This window comes from Haloplanus aerogenes (assembly GCF_003856835.1).
GTDB classification, from domain to species: Archaea; Halobacteriota; Halobacteria; order Halobacteriales; family Haloferacaceae; genus Haloplanus; species Haloplanus aerogenes.
In genome coordinates, this window is the sequence record NZ_CP034145.1 from 3101655 (window position 1) to 3116035 (window position 14381).

Annotated in this window: 7 protein-coding genes, 2 tRNA genes and 3 rRNA genes; 5 read left to right on the plus strand and 7 right to left on the minus strand. The window is 63.9% G+C overall.

The annotated features are described in order from the left end of the window. Positions 1 to 6: 6 nt before the first annotated feature. The 5 genes from DU502_RS15875 to DU502_RS15895 all read right to left on the minus strand — a co-directional run bounded on the left by DU502_RS15875 (position 7) and on the right by DU502_RS15895 (position 6943). The gene (locus DU502_RS15875; RefSeq protein ID WP_121921722.1) at positions 7 to 1662 is read right to left on the minus strand and encodes a DNA primase; all 1656 of its coding nucleotides are present in this window, start codon (positions 1660 to 1662) and stop codon (positions 7 to 9) included. A 222-nt stretch (positions 1663 to 1884) separates the two neighbouring features. Beyond that, positions 1885 to 2006 (minus strand): 5S ribosomal RNA (gene rrf, locus DU502_RS15880). Positions 2007 to 2129: 123 nt separating this feature from the next. After that, positions 2130 to 5045: ribosomal RNA gene (locus DU502_RS15885) — 23S ribosomal RNA — on the minus strand. A gap of 210 nt (positions 5046 to 5255) precedes the next feature. Then, positions 5256 to 5327, minus strand: a tRNA-Ala gene (locus DU502_RS15890). 145 nt (positions 5328 to 5472) lie between these two features. Then, a 16S ribosomal RNA gene (locus DU502_RS15895) occupies positions 5473 to 6943 on the minus strand. The 16S, 23S and 5S rRNA genes sit together here with 1 tRNA gene alongside, the layout of an rRNA operon. Positions 6944 to 7443: 500 nt before the next feature. Here DU502_RS15895 and DU502_RS15900 point away from each other — a divergent pair. Both DU502_RS15900 and DU502_RS15905 read left to right on the plus strand, forming a co-directional pair. After that, positions 7444 to 8004, plus strand: a complete 561-nt coding sequence (locus tag DU502_RS15900) for a TATA-box-binding protein (RefSeq protein WP_121922040.1) — start codon at positions 7444 to 7446, stop codon at positions 8002 to 8004. Between the two features lie 45 nt (positions 8005 to 8049). Next, entirely contained in the window at positions 8050 to 9867 is a 1818-nt protein-coding gene (locus tag DU502_RS15905) for a DEAD/DEAH box helicase (protein ID WP_121922039.1), read from the plus strand. Here the strand turns inward: DU502_RS15905 and DU502_RS15910 are convergent. Next, a complete protein-coding gene (locus tag DU502_RS15910) occupies positions 9864 to 10910 on the minus strand; it encodes a pyridoxal-phosphate-dependent aminotransferase family protein (protein WP_121922038.1) in 1047 nt (348 codons plus the stop codon). The two genes, DU502_RS15905 and DU502_RS15910, sit on opposite strands and share 4 nt — an antisense overlap. An 80-nt stretch (positions 10911 to 10990) precedes the next feature. Between DU502_RS15910 and DU502_RS15915 the strand changes: the two genes are divergently transcribed. Continuing rightward, on the plus strand, positions 10991 to 11953 hold the full coding sequence (locus DU502_RS15915; RefSeq protein WP_121922049.1) for an AIR synthase family protein: 963 nt from the start codon (positions 10991 to 10993) through the stop codon (positions 11951 to 11953). Here DU502_RS15915 and DU502_RS15920 read toward each other — a convergent pair whose 3' ends face one another. Then, complete coding sequence (locus DU502_RS15920) at positions 11954 to 12721, minus strand: hypothetical protein (protein WP_121922037.1); 768 nt, start codon at positions 12719 to 12721, stop codon at positions 11954 to 11956. It lies immediately after the preceding gene. A gap of 96 nt (positions 12722 to 12817) precedes the next feature. Between DU502_RS15920 and DU502_RS15925 the strand changes: the two genes are divergently transcribed. Together DU502_RS15925 and DU502_RS15930 are read left to right on the plus strand one after the other, a co-directional pair. Further along, positions 12818 to 12891, plus strand: a tRNA-Tyr gene (locus tag DU502_RS15925). Positions 12892 to 13450: 559 nt separating this feature from the next. Continuing rightward, entirely contained in the window at positions 13451 to 14209 is a 759-nt protein-coding gene (locus DU502_RS15930) for a DUF7537 family lipoprotein (RefSeq protein ID WP_121922036.1), read from the plus strand. The last annotated feature ends 172 nt before the right edge of the window (positions 14210 to 14381 follow it).

The window sequence follows — 14381 nt, forward strand, 5'->3', positions numbered from 1 at the left end:
TCTCAGTTAGCGACCGTTGCCGTTTCCGCCGCCGTTGCCGCCAGCGTTCCCGCCGCCACTGTTGCCGCCAGCGTTCCCGCCGCCACTGTTGCCGCCAGCGTTCCCGCCGCCACTGTTGCCGCCAGCGTTGTCGCTACCGCCACCGGCATCGTCGTTGCCGCTACTGCCGGCGTCGTTGTCGCCGGCGTCGTCGTTACCGCCGTCCTGTTCGTCTTCCTCGTCCGACTGCCCGGGAGCCGAGTCGGAGTTACCCGGCGACTCGTCGCTTTCGTCCTCGGACTGGTCGTCGTCGCTATCCTCGGACTGCCCGGGGGCCGAATCGGAGTTACCCGGTGACTCGTCGCTCTCGTCCTCGGACTGATCGTCGTCGCTATCCTCGGACTGACCCGGTGCCGATCCCGAGTTACCCGGCGATTCGTCGCTCTCGTCCTCGGCGTCATCGCCAGACTGTCCCGGTGCCGATCCCGAGTTACCCGGCGACTCGTCCTCATCGTCGTCGGACTGACCCGGGGCCGATCCCGAGTTACCCGGAGCGCTCTCGTTGCCCTTGTTCTCGACCGGCGGGTTCGCCGGAACGATCCGCGACTGGTTGCCGTCCTTCTTCTCCTGACCCGGCGGCGTCACGGGCGCGTTGTTGCCCGCGGCCGGCGGCGTCACGGGCGCGTTGTTCCCGACCGCCTCGGAGTTACCCGCGTTCGACGGGTTGTTGCCCGTCACGAAGTCGGACACCTGCTGACCGATGCCGGTGAAGCCGGCACCCTTCAGCGCGTCGACGAAGGCCGAGACGATCTGACCGAACGGCCCGACCGGTTCGGGAGGCTCCAAGTCAGCCGTCGTCGTCGCCGTGTCGCCCTCTTTCGTCGCCGTCACCGTCACCGTGACGTTCTCCGCGGGCGCCGGGAGCACGACCGTCCCGGTGTCGTCCGTCTCGTACTCGCCCGTGGCCGCGTACGTGCCATCGGTCGTCACGGTGACCGTCGCATTCGTCACCGGTTCACCGAGTCGGCCGACCGAGACGGTCACCGTCCCGTCGTCGGCCTGTTCGACACCCACGGCGAGCGTCTGAACCGGCTTAACGACGACCGACGTGGACGCCGTGTCGTTCCCGTCCATCGCCGTGATCGTCAGTTCGACCGTCTCGTCCGGGTTGGCGAGCGTGACCGTGCCGTTCTCGTCGGTCTCGAACTCGCCCGTGTCGGCGTAGGTCGTGTTCGCCGTCACGTTCACCGTCGCGTCCTCGACCGTCGCGTTTCCGCGCGTGACCGTCACGACGACCGACCCGTCGGCCGCACCGTCAACCTCGATACCGAGTGCCGGTTCGAGGTCGACTGTCTGCGTCGTGGTCGTGCCGTTGTAACTCGCCTCGACGGTGACCGTCACCGGTTCGTCGGGCGCCTCGAGCGACACCGTGCCGTTGGTGTCGGTCTCGTACTCGCCCGCACCGGCGTACGTGTCGTTACCGTCGGCGGTCACGTTCACCGTCGCGTTCTCGACGGCCGTGCCGTTGTCCGTCAGGGTGACCGTCACCGCCCCTGTCTCGTCCTGTGTCACGTCCAGTGACAGCGACTCATCTGTCGTCTGCGCTGTCACCGCTGCCGGCGCGACCGCCGACACCAATAACAGCGCCGCCATCAGTATCGCACCAGTTCGTTTCGCGTTCATGCCGGTCGAGTCCACGGCCTACACCCCGTTAAATCGGGAAAGCGCTGAAGCCGGGTTTGGGGCGTTTCACCCCGATTAAACCCGGTTTAATTCGGATTGCCGAGCGTTATCGCGTGTGAGATGTGGGTAGGTGTGGCGAGACCAGTGGCTCGGAGCGTATGAAAACGCGACGAGTGGACGGATGGCCGTCGCTCGCCGAGTGAATGAAATGAAGTATGAATGGTGAGGCGGCGAATCGGGTCTCCCAGAGGCTCGCGCACTCCAGTACTGGCCGATACGCAGACAGGCTTAACGTCCGTGTTCGGGATGGGTACGGGTGTGTCCCTGCCGCTCTGGCCGCCTTCATGCCGACCGACGGAATCGAACCGTCATCAGACCACTGTCGGTGGGTCGAACTACCGTATGTACGTGCGATCCAGTTAACGCCTGGACCCGATCAGTCAGATCAGGTCACAGTGCGAATCAGATGAATGTGGCTTGGACTGTTAGTGCTCGCGGGCTGAACGTCTCGTTGCCTCGACGCGTACACCCCGAGTCTATCGAACTCGTCTTCTACGAGTGTCCTCGGTGGTACCTCTTTTCCAGGTGGGTTTCGAGCTTAGATGCGTTCAGCTCTTACCCCGTGGTGCGTGGCTGCCCGGCATCTGCTCTCTCGAACAACCGGTACACCAGTGGCACCCAAGCGGAGTTCCTCTCGTACTATACGCTTGTTCCCGTCAGGTACCTCAACACCCCCAATAGATAGCAGCCGACCTGTCTCACGACGGTCTAAACCCAGCTCACGACCTCCTTTAATAGGCGAACAACCTCACCCTTGCCCGCTTCTGCACGGGCAGGATGGAGGGAACCGACATCGAGGTAGCAAGCCACTCGGTCGATATGTGCTCTTGCGAGTGACGACTCTGTTATCCCTAAGGTAGCTTTTCTGTCATCCACGGGTCCCATTAATGAACCTCGTGGGTTCGCTAGACCACGCTTTCGCGTCAGCGATCCTCGTTGGGAAGATCACTGTCAGGCCTCCTTGTGCTCTTGCGCTCTCTTCCGGGTTCCCGACCCGGATGAGGAGACCATCGGGCGCGCTCGATATCTTTTCGAGCGCGTACCGCCCCAGTCAAACTGCCCGGCTACCGGTGTCCTCCGCCAGGAGTGAGAGTCGCAGTCACTACCGGGTAGTATTTCAATGGTGGCTCGGTGGCCCGCTAGCGCGGGTACCTGTGTAATGCCTCCTACCTATGCTGCACAGTAGCGACCACGTCTCAGCGACAGCCTGCAGTAAAGCTCTATAGGGTCTTCGCTTCCCCTTGGGGGTCTCCAGACTCCGCACTGGAACGTACAGTTCACCGGGCCCAGCGTTGGGACAGTGGCGCTCTCGTTGATCCATTCATGCAAGCCGCTACTGAAGCGGCAAGGTACTACGCTACCTTAAGAGGGTCATAGTTACCCCCGCCGTTGACGGGTCCTTCGTCCTCTTGTACGAGGTGTTCAGATACCCGCACTGGGCAGGATTCAGTGACCGTACGAGTCCTTGCGGATTTGCGGTCACCTATGTTGTTACTAGACAGTCGGAGCGCCCGAGTCACTGCGACCTGCCTCTCTCCGAGGCAGGCATCCCTTATTGCGAACGTACGGGACTAACTTGCCGAATTCCCTAACGCCGGTTGCTCCCGACGGGCCTTGCCTTTCGCCGGCAGAGCACCTGTGTCGGATCTCGGTACGATCACTACTCTCGTCTTTTCACGGGCTCTAGGTACGGCCGACTTGCGCTATCTCAGGATTTGGCCGCTTCCTGCCATTACGGCTTCCACGGCGGTACCTGATTCGACCGGGCGAAGGCCCGGCTCGGCTGTCCCCAAAGCGTCAACTTTCAATGAGTAGTGGTGCTGGAATATTAACCAGCTTCCCTGTTGTCTCGGTCGAATTACGGCGAGACTTAGGATCGACTAACCCTCGGCTGATTGGCAGTGCCGAGGAACCCTTGCTCGTAAGGCCGTCGGGGGTCACACCCGACTCTCGCTGCTACTATGACCAGGATTATCGTCACCGCTCGGTCCACACGAACTCTCGCCCGCGCTTCCGTCCGAACGGAGTGCCAGCCTACGCGATTGTCCGGTGAAGGACACGGGTAGGTCTCGGTGGTAGATTTGAGCCCCGATCATTTTGGGCGCCCCGAACCTCGGCCGGTAAGCTGTTACGCTTTTCTTAGAGGGTAGCTGCTTCTAAGCTCACCTCCCGGCTGTCTAGGGCTCGGGACCACCTTCGATCGCACTTAATCTACACTTGGGGACCTTAACCTACCGCTGGGTTGTCTCCCTTACGGTGCACAGGCTTACCCCGCACACCGGACTCCCTTCGTCTACGGCGTCCGCAAGTTCGGAGTTCGACAGGAAGGCCGACTCCTCTCGGAGGCGGGTCTTCCAATCGGTAGCTCTACCTCGCGGACTACCTCAGAAGAGGTCATGCTTCGACATGTTTCGGCTGGAACCAGCTGTTGCCGGGTTCGATGGGCCTTTCACCCCTACGCATAGGTCACGGGAGGGTATTGTAGGACACCACCCCTAACGGGCCTCCACGTGGCTTTCGCCACGCTTCACCCTGCCCACGCGTAGATCACCCGGTTTCGGGTCGCACCCGCTTGACTCCCCGCGCTTGAACACGGTGGCCCTGGTCGTAAGACTGCGGCCGTATCGGTTTCCCTGTGCCTTCCTCGATAGTCGAGTTAGGCTTGCCAAGCAAGTGCACTCCCTGGTTCGTTTTTCAAAACGCACGACGGAACATCGGCTTCCTTCGAGTCCTACTAGCGGGTCGCCCCGCGGTCGTTTGTCGAAGGACCTTGTATGCCCCGTCGCTCGATCGCCAACTGAGTTCAGGCTCTATTTCAGTTCCCTTCTCGGGATACTTTTCAGCGTTCGCTCACGCTACTTGTTCGCTATCGGTCTCGAGGAGTGTTTAGCCTTCCCGGTTGATGCCCGGGACGTTCACGAGGAATATCCAATCCCCGCTACTCTTGAACTGACTCACGTCGTACTGCATCCCGATACGGGGCTGTCACCCTGTATCGCGCTCCGTTTCAGGAGACTTCTCGGGACGGGTCGGACGCTGATCGTCAGCCTACACCACATGTCTCGTGAGAGATTCGGTTTGGGCTGGCCCGCGTTCACTCGCGGTTACTAACGGGATCGCGATTTGCGTTCTCTTCCTGCTCCTACTGAGATGTTTCAATTCGGAGCGTTCCCCATTGCGCGAAGCAATTGCGAGGGGATTCCCATTCGGAGATCCTCAGTTCTTTCCCTCCATGCGGGTCCCTGAGGCTTATCGCAGCTTGGCACGTCCGTCTTCGGCTCTCGAGCCGAGCCATTCACCAGCTGGCACAGTAGCCAGATTGATGGTTGTCACACTAGTGACCCGGATATGACTGTTCGGGTCCAGTGGACGCCTGGATCGCACGTACATACGGTGTCATTACGCTCTCGTGGACGCGAGGGCGTTCGACCCTTCCCATCCGCGTTCACACGGGATGGTGCATCGGTCTTGCGTAGCCCAACCGAGCGCCGTCATGCACTTAAGCAGTGCGTTTCGGCGACGGTGGGCTGGCATGGACCCGCTGGGATTTGAACCCAGGGCGTCCTCCTTGCAAAGGAGGTGCTCTACCGCTGAGCTACGGGCCCGGTCCCAAAGTGGGACGCTGGGTGATGGTGTGTGAGCCTCGGTGGGTCGTAGGTGCCCGGTCGTTCGGGTGGGCGATCCGATTCCTTGGACGAGTGGTCGCTACGTGGTGGGCCTCCCGTGTGGAAGCGGGAGGTCCCGGTCAGTAGGAGGTGATCCAGCCGCAGATTCCCCTACGGCTACCTTGTTACGACTTAAGCCCCCTTGCGGAGCCCAGATTCGACTTGGGTGACCAAGCCTCATCCGGACCCCACTCGGGTGCTTTGACGGGCGGTGTGTGCAAGGAGCAGGGACGTATTCACCGCGCGCTGCTGACACGCGATTACTACCGAATCCAGCTTCATGAGGGTGAGTTTCAACCCTCAATCCGAACTACGACCAAGTTTAGGAGATTACCGCCCTCTCTCGAGGTGGGAACCCATTGTCTTGGCCATTGTAGCCCGCGTGTAGCCCAGCACATTCGGGGCATACTGACCTACCGTTGCCCGTTCCTTCCTCCGTGTTAGCCACGGCAGTCCTCCTAATGTACCCACCCGGCCGAAGCCGGTGCTGGCAATTAGGAGTGCGGGTCTCGCTCGTTGCCTGACTTAACAGGACGCCTCACGGTACGAGCTGACGGCGGCCATGCACCTCCTCTCAACAGCTCTGACAAGGTCATCAACCTGGTCGTCATTGCTGTTGTCGATGCTGGTGAGATGTCCGGCGTTGAGTCCAATTAAACCGCAGGCTCCTCCGGTTGTAGTGCTCCCCCGCCAATTCCTTTAAGTTTCATCCTTGCGGACGTACTTCCCAGGCGGTCTGCTTAGCGGCTTCCCTACGGCACAACACCCACTCGTAGTGGGAGTCACACCTAGCAGACATCGTTTACGGCCAGGACTACCCGGGTATCTAATCCGGTTCGAGACCCTGGCTTTCGTCCCTCACCGTCGGATCCGTCTTCCCAACATGCTTTCGCTATCGGTGGTCCGTCCAGGATTACGGGATTTCACTCCTACCCAAGACGTACCTGTTGGGTCTTCCGGTCCCAAGCCACACAGTTTCCACCGGACGCCCGCCAGTTAGGCTGGCGGATTTCCCGATGGACTTGTGTGGCCGGCTACGGACGCTTTAGGCCCAATAAAATCGGCCATCACTCGAGCTGCCGGTATTACCGCGGCGGCTGGCACCGGTCTTGCCCAGCTCTTATTCCACTACCACCTTACGGTAGTGAAAAGCGAGGACTGTATGCCCTCGCACTCGGGGTCCCCTTATCGCACTTGCGTGCAGTGTAAAGGTTTCGCGCCTGCTGCGCCCCGTAGGGCCCGGAATCTTGTCTCAGATTCCGTCTCCGGGTTCTTGCTCTCACAACCCGTACCGATTATCGGCACGGTGGGCCGTTACCCCACCGTCTACCTAATCGGCCGCAGCCACGTCCTACAGCGCCGGAGCGTTTACACGTCCCAGCATTCCAGCTTGGGACGGATATGAACTATTAGCCTCAGTTTCCCGAGGTTATCGTTCTCTGTAGGGTAGTTTGGCCACGTGTTACGGAGCTATTTGCTACGAGTGTAAACTCGTACAACTAGCATGGCTAAATCGGACCCCGATAGCAATGGCCTCCGGCAGGATCAACCGGAATGGGCTCACTCCAGAGGGAGTGAGGGGTGGCGGGAAACGTAATGTTTCCGCGTCGTAAAGACCACTGAGGTCCAAGGTGGTGGATCGGGTCCACCCGAGCGACCGGGTGACACCGACCCACCGAGGCTCACATCAGATTCCGTCTTACGGCGGACCGCAGGGGGGGAATCCTCATGTTTCGTCCGGACTTGAACCGACGAGAGCGACCCATATAAGCCCGTTGATCGGGCCCGGGGGATCTCCCATCGGAGCGTGTGGTCCGGGACGCCGAGGGCATCGTCGCCCTCGCCGCGTTCGCATTAGATGCAGAATGGAGGTGAATACTTAACCCCGTTGGTTTCCGCTGAAATCGGCAGACGCAATGATATTTGCGTGGTGATCCCTGTCGTGGTGAGTGGTCGCACGAGGGGTCGATTCGGGCTGTCGCCCGGCGTGAAGGATCAACGACCGCACGTCTCCGGGGTGGTTTATAAGGATGGGGCGTGCATTTGGGCGCATACGATGAGTGACCCGGCAGATTCGATAGAGATTCAGAACGTGGTGGCGTCGACCGGCATCGGGCAAGAGCTCGATCTCGAAGCGCTCGCGGAGGACCTCCCCGGGGCCGACTTCAATCCCGACAACTTCCCAGGGCTGGTCTACCGCACGCAGGAACCGAAAGCGGCGGCCCTCATCTTCCGGTCGGGGAAGATCGTGTGCACGGGCGCGAAGAGTATCGACGACGTCCACGACGCACTCGGTATCATCTTCCAGAAACTCCGCGACCTGCAGATTCCCGTCGAGGAGAGCCCAGAGATCACGGTCCAGAACATCGTCTCCAGCGCGGATCTGGGCCACACGCTCAACCTCAACGCCCTCGCCATCGGGCTTGGGCTGGAGGACGTGGAGTACGAACCGGAACAGTTCCCCGGTCTCGTCTACCGCATGGACGATCCCGACGTGGTCATCCTGCTGTTCGGCAGCGGGAAAATCGTCATCACGGGTGGGAAGCGGACGGCCGACGCCGCCGAGGCGGTCGACGTGATCGTCGACCGCATCGACGATCTGGGACTGCTGGGCTAGGAACGGGTCACAACTCGTTTCTCCGTCCGGGGCGTACCGGCACCGATGACCGACGAATCCGCAGACGGCATGGACGCCGTCACGCTGGAGTCGTTCCACGACGCGTTGCAGGCGGAGGGACGCCCCGTCGCCACCGCCCAGCAGATCGCCCGCCGGATCGGGTGTTCGCAGGCAGCTGCCAGCGAGGCCCTCGACCGACTAGTTACCGACGGCCGCGTGGAACGCCTCGACGTCGAAGCCGACCCCGTCGTCTGGTATCCGACCGAGTGGAAGGAACTCGCGGAGCGCGAGCGCGTGATACTCTTTCCGGAGCGGCGGGAACTCGTCGTCGACCAGCCGACTCAGTACACCCGCGCGCAACTCTCTCGTCTCGCCCACCTCGTCGACACCTCCGGAACCAAAGGCTACCTCTATCGCATCCGCCAGGAGGACGTGTGGGCCGCACCGTTCGACGACTGCGACGCCCTCCTGCGAACGCTGCGCTCCGTCCTCCCCCGACGGTCTCCCCACCTCGAGGAGTGGATCGAGCGCCAGTGGACTCGCGCCCGGCAGTTCACACTCACGACCCACGAGGACGGCTACACGGTTCTGGAGGCGGCGAGCGAGAGCCTGATGGGCAACGTCGCCCGGCAGAAACTCGACGAGGAACACCTTCATGCCCCCATCTCTGACACCGAGAGCTGGGTCGTGGAGGGGAGCGAGGCGGCGATCAAGCGGGTCCTCTACGAGGCGGGCTACCCCGTCGTCGACGAGCGTGATCTGGAGACCGGCGACCCACTCGACGTGGACCTGACGACGAGTCTCCGCGACTACCAGCGCGACTGGGTCGACCGCTTCCTCGATCAGCGTGCCGGCGTGTTCGTCGGCCCGTCGGGGAGCGGCAAGACCGTCGCCGCCATCGGCGCTCTCGCGGCCGTCGGCGGCGAGACGCTGATTCTCGTCCCCAGCCGCGAACTCGCGGGGCAGTGGCGGACCGAACTCCTCGAACACACGACGCTCGACACGGAAGACATCGGTGAGTACCACGGGGGCGAGAAAGACATCAGCCCAGTCACTATCGCCACCTACCAGGTCGCGGGCATGGACCGCCACCGCGCGCTGTTCGACCGCCGCGAGTGGGGGCTGATCGTCTACGACGAGGTCCACCACATCCCCAGCGAGGTGTACCGGCGGAGCGCGGACCTCCAGAGCAAACACCGCCTCGGCCTCTCCGCGACGCCGGTGCGGGAGGACGACCGCGAGACGGATATCTACACGCTCGTCGGTCCACCCATCGGCACCGACTGGGACGCCCTCTTCGACGCCGGCTACGTCCAGGAGCCCGAGGTCGAGATCCGCTACCTCCCGTGGGCGAACGACGAGGAACGCAACGCGTACGGGAGCGCGGAGCCGCGCGCGAAACATCGGATCGCCGGCGAGAATCCGGCGAAGATCGACGAAGTGCGTCACCTGCTCGCGGAACACCCGACGGCGAAGGCGCTCGTCTTCGTCGAGTGGCTGGATCACGGCCGGGAAATCGCTGACGCCATCGACGCGCCCTTCGTCAGCGGCGAGATGCCCCACCACGAACGCGACCGGTTGTTCGAGGAGTTCCGAGCGGGCGAGCGCCGGACGCTCGTCGTCTCCCGCGTCGGCGACGAGGGGATCGACCTGCCGAACGCCGAACTCGCCATCGTCGCCTCGGGGCTCGGCGGGTCGCGCCGACAGGGTGCCCAGCGGGCCGGGCGGACGATGCGCCCCGCAGGGAGCGCGACGGTGTACGTGCTGGCGACCCGCGGGACGAGCGAGGAAGACTTCGCCCAGCGACAGATGCGCCACCTCGCGGAGAAAGGGATTCGCGTGACCGAGCAGGGCGTCGATTAGAGTTCCGCTTCGAGCGCGTCCATCGCCTGCCCCACCCGATCCACGTCGGCGTTGTACCCCATGTGTCCCACCCGGAGCACGTCGTCCGCGAGGTCACCGAATCCAGTCGAGAGCGTCACGTCGTGGGTCTCACGGAGTCGTTCCTGCAACTCCGTCGCCCGCCCGGGAACCGAAAAGGCGGTGACGGTCGGCGAACTCCGTTCGGGATCGGGGTAGGGGTCAAGTCCGAGCTCGGAGCCACGCTCCCGGCACACTGCGGCCACTTCCCGATGTCGGTCGTAGACGGCATCCAGTCCCTCCGCCAAGAGCAGGTCGAGCGCCTCGTCGAGAGCGACGACGAGCGTTGTCAGGTGGGTGTAGGGGTAGGGCTGTTCGGCGTCGTGCCACGGGAGGAGGTTGGTGTACAGCGATTCGGGCTCCCGCTCCTCGATCCGGTCCCACGCCGCGTCGCTCACCGAGGCGACGGCGAGCCCCGGCGGCGCGCTGAAACACTTCTGTGACGCGCCGAGGCAGATGTCGATGCGGTCGGTGGGGACGGACGCCCCGCCGAGCGACGAGACGGCGTCGACGACGGTCACCACGTCGTGGTCGTCGAACAGGGCAAGCGCGGGGGAGAGATCGTTGAGCGCCCCCGTCGGCGTCTCGCAGTGGACCATCGTGGCGAGGTCGAAGTCGCCCGCCGCGAGCGTTCGCTCCAGATCGGCCAGGGGAAGCGAGTCGTCGTAGTCGGCGTCGACGAGCGTCGACTCGCCGCCGTAGCTCTCGACGAAGTCGGCGAAGCCGTCGCCGTACGGGCCATTCGAGAGACACAGAACGTGATCGCCGGGACCGACGGTGGAGGCGATGGCCGCCTCCAGTCCGAGGATGCCCTCGCCGCCCATGACGACCATCTCGTCGTCGGTGTCGAAGACGGTCCCGAGTTTGTCGAGGAGGGCGTCGTAGCGGTCGGCGAACGCGGGGTCGACGTCGGGGTTGATCAGTTCCTCGCTCATCACCTCGCGGACGGACGGCGGCAGGGCCGTCGGGCCGGGTGTCAGGAGCATACTCCACCTACCGCCCCCGGCGGCTTGTAGGTGCGGTTCGGACGGGAAGGCACATGAACGGGGCGGGCGTAGCGCCGCCCATGACCGGCAAACTGGATCGCACGACCCTCACCGATCTCGTTCTCTCGCGGACCGGCGCTCCTAACTCGAACCTGCTCGCCGGACCGGCGTTCGGCGAGGACGCCGCGGCGATTCGGGTCGGATCGGAGACGCTGGTCGTCAGCACGGACCCCATCTCCCTCGCGGCCGAGCGCATCGGGCAGTTGGCCGTCACCGTCGCCTCGAACGACGTGGCGGCGTGTGGCGGTGCCCCCGAGTTCCTCCTCTGTACGGTCCTCCTCCCGAGCGCCGACCCGAGCCTGCTCGATACGATCACCGGTCAACTCGACGCCGAATCGAAGCGGTTGGGGCTGACCATCGCCGGCGGGCACACCGAAGTCGTCGCCGGTCTCGACCGCCCGCTCTGTTCGCTCACCTGCTTCGGTACCGCCGACCGATTCGTCTCGACGGGTGGCGCGACACCCGGCGATCACGTCCTGCTCACGAAGGGTGCGGGGATCGAGGCGACGGGCGTCCTCGCCACCGACTTCCGCGACCGCTTAGATCTCTCGGCCGACGCGCTCGACCGGGCGACGGCCGCCTTCGACGACCTCAGCGTGATTCCCGAGGCGGCCGTCCTCACGCCGGTCGCGACGGCCATGCACGACCCCACCGAGGGCGGCGTCCTCGAAGGACTGATCGAACTGGCGATCACCGGCGACGTGACTCTCGACGTGGACCGCGACGCCGTCCACGTTCGGGCGGAGACGCGCGCGGCCTGCGAGGCGGTGGGTGTCGATCCCCTCCGCGTCCTCGGGTCCGGCGCGTTGCTGGCGACCGTGGGCGACGACGAGGTCGACGACGCACTCGCAGCGCTGGCCGCGGAAGGAATCGACGCCGTCGACATCGGCCGGGTCGAAGCCGGGGAGGCGGCGGTCAGAATCGACGGCGAGCGCTACACGGAGCCGATTCGCGACGATATGTACGCCCTGTGGGGCGAGTGATCACTCCTCGAAATCCGGTTCAGTCCACGGATCGTCCGCGTCGACCGCCGCGAGTGCGTGGGCGACCTCCTCGTCCGTGTAGTCGTATTCGTCGAGCGCGAGATAGAGGCGCTTCCACCGGGCGCTCACGTCCGTCTCCCCTTCGGGACCGACGCGCGCGCCATGAACCCGGAAGAACGGCGAACTCCGGTTCAGTCGCGCCCCTTCGCCAGTGTGGCCGTCGAGAGCCACGTCGTACTGGCCGCCGGCGGAGAGGTCCTCGCCGCTGACGGGGAAGGAGTGAGTCGGCTCCTCCCCTCGTTCGTGCGCCTCGGCCCGCCGCTTCGCGATGGCGTGGAACGCGTTGACCGCGTTCGCGCCCTCGCGGGCCGCTCTGGCGCGCGCGACGACCAGCGCCGCCTGCACCGCCGCCATCTGCCCCCGCCGGGAGTCCATGTCCCAGTTCTCGGCCAACTCCTCGTACCGGCCGACGAGGAGGGCGGCCTGCGCGTCGGCTTGCAGGTCCTCGACGACGAACGTGTTCAGGCGGTCCCAGAGGTTCCACCCGAAGCCGGAGCGTGCGAGTTCCCACGCACACCACGCCGACACCTCCTCGTCGCCGCGGCGGATGGCCTTCTGGAGGAGGCTGACGACCGCGTAGCGGTTGAACCCACCGTCCGTCTCGTCGGCACCCGTCTCCTCGCCGAAGTCGTTGGTCCCCGTCGCCTCCGGCGCCTCCGTCTCCAGTTCGCCGTCCGGCCCGAAGGTCGCCTGTCGCTCCTCGTCCATGCGGCGTCGATGGCGGGCGGCCGACGAAAGGGTTCGGGTCCGCCCGCCACGTAAATGAGAATCCTTAAGTCCAGTCTGGCGATTACGTCTACGTGCCCGCCCTTAGCTCAGACTGGTAGAGCAGCCGACTGTAGATCGGCTTGCCCCCCGTTCAAATCGGGGAGGGCGGACTCGTTTTCCAGCCGATGTGAAGTCGACGAGAAATCGCTTTGCCTCCGTCCACGCGAGCGTAGCGAACGCGAGGCGACGGCGACCGTAGCGAATGGAGGAGACGTTCAGTCGGCGTAAAATACGGCGGAGACAGGTGGAGTATCCGGGCGCAGACCGGATGTCGATGTCAGAGGCACCCCATCTCCGTTCTGACAAATAGTTATCAATCATGTAAAATTCATATATTCACTCGATTAATCAAAACCAGATATGGGAGGAAGATGCGTAGCACTCTCGATACGGACACCCGGTGACGGCCGTCCGGCGAAGGCGGCCCAGCGCCGAGCGGACCGAATCGGTCACGCGGCCCGTGAGCCGAGACAGTAACTAGTAGCTGGAGCGTCAAACCCGACGCAGCGATGGCGCGAAAGATGTCGTGTGACAGTTGCGGGTACGTGGAGAGCTACGACAACATCGCGACGGCGCCCGGTCACTGTCCCCGGTGTGGCGATCCGTGGGGGCCACAGTACTGACCCGGTAAGCGTGAGCCTCATAAGCTGATCCGTCCCTCCAGTATCTATGCGACAGGGTTGGACCACAGTCCTGGCCGCGCTCCTCGTCGTCACGGCAGGGTGTGCAGGATTCGCACCGGACGGCGACGAGACGCCGGCGGTAACGGAGACAGCGACGCCGACGCCGTCGAACCCGTCTGCGGTGACGTACCCGTCCGGCTGGAATGCGACGGGCGTGAACGCCTCGGTCGCCCTGCGATCCCACTACACCGCCGTCCTCACCGGACCGTCGGCCACCGTCACGTATCGATCGGAAGTAGTCGAGTCGGAGGGAATTCCACGCCGAAACACCACGCTCGACATGCGACTCGACACGGCGGACAGGCGGCTGTACGCCTCGATCGAGGGGAAGACGAACCACCGCATCGCCTATTTCGCGGACGGGACGCTCTCGCGCTGGGACGCTCGAAACGAGACGCTGGTCGGGCAGTCGTCCGCTCGTTTCGGAGAAGTGGCGCAATCGATAGACAACGGCGTCCTCTACTCGCATCTGTTGCTCTACGACCTCGAATTCGAGCGGACGGTTCGTCGACAGGGGACGACCGCACTCGTGTACGACGTGACGGGAGCGTACAGCAACACGCTCTCGCGGACGTACGGCTCGGCCCGGGACGCGACGGGGCAAGTCGTCGTCGCGGCGGACGGCCGCGTCCTCGAGATCGAGACGACGGTGACGTATTCGGAGGGGACGCTCCGCTACCACTACGCCCAGACGCGAGTCGGCGAGACGGACGTGGCGATGCCGGACTGGCTTTCGAGCGCGTGATGGCCGGCAGGCACTCGACGGTCGCGTTTTCACTAGATGGAAACCGACGAGCGAGTCTTCAACTCGACGGAGCGACCTACGAACGGGGTTCCAGTAGTCTGGTGTGTGACCGTCCCCTGGAATCCCATCCTCGACCGGTGAGCACCGGCGCTCGCCGCGAGGGAACCGTCGG